This window comes from Alkalimonas cellulosilytica, from assembly GCF_036325985.1.
GTDB classification, from domain to species: Bacteria; Pseudomonadota; Gammaproteobacteria; order Enterobacterales; family Alteromonadaceae; genus Alkalimonas; species Alkalimonas cellulosilytica.
In genome coordinates this window covers 1-937 of the sequence record NZ_JAUHLI010000050.1, presented here as the reverse complement: position 1 = coordinate 937, position 937 = coordinate 1, and the positions used below count along the sequence as shown (strand labels likewise).

Here is a 937-nt window from a genome sequence, read left to right as displayed (position 1 = left end):
AGCGGTATTGCGCACCTTGGTGCAAGCTGCCAGGGAAGGGTTAAAAATCGACATGGGCTATGTCTCGCTGACCTCACCGGATGAAGAAAGCCGTATCATTGCGCCGCACAGTCTGGTCTGCACCCCACTGCGCTGGCATGTGCGGGCTTACTGCGAAAAGAACCGTGATTTTCGGGATTTTGTGCTAAGCCGCTTTCGTGGCTTTCACGGCGTGGAAGGCAAAGCCGAGCAGTGCCAGCAGGATGACCACCGTTGGAATACCCTGGTGCCAATCGAGCTGATACCCGATACCCGGCTAACCGAGTACCAAAAAGCCATTATTGAAACCGATTACAACATGCACCAAGGCAAGCGCATCATCGAAGTGCGCTCCGCCCTGGTGCCTTATGCCGTGCAGGCACTGAACCTGGATTTAACTAAAATCGACGCCAGGCCAGAGGCCCAGCAAATCATGGTGGCGAATTTAGCTGAGGTGCAGCGGCATGCTTTTTAAGCAGTTAATTTATCTAAACATTATGTAATAGCTTAAGGATTATGACCACTCAATAAGCTGTTGGAAGTCTTTTATCCTGTCACGCTGAAGACGCATGACCTTGTACACACCATTAAAACTGCGACATGAAGGCATTATTTGTGGAAGTGCTAATGTTACCTGAGTGAAAAAATGGTCTTCATTTTGCCGCCACGCATTTTCCCACCACCAACTAATACGCTCCCTCACACCATCAAGCCTTTCTGCACTAACTAATTTGTCAAATTTTTTCTTATTTCCGTCGCAAGTTGTCGGCTAGCAGGTTTTACTACTTACATATTTTTTTACATTCAGGCTTATTAATGCTTTTTTCAAAACTGTAATTCATCAACGGCCATGAAAGCATCTTTTTGGCATGCTTTTACTAGCTCATTTGCAGTTCATAGATCGACAGTTTGAGCGTTT

General features: G+C 46.5%; 1 protein-coding gene. It reads left to right on the top strand.

Annotation, left to right across the window (positions count from 1 at the left end):
- Positions 1-493: WYL domain-containing protein (locus QWY20_RS18475; protein ID WP_330130452.1), on the top strand; the 493-nt coding region annotated here is incomplete at its 5' end.
- Positions 494-937 lie beyond the last annotated feature (444 nt).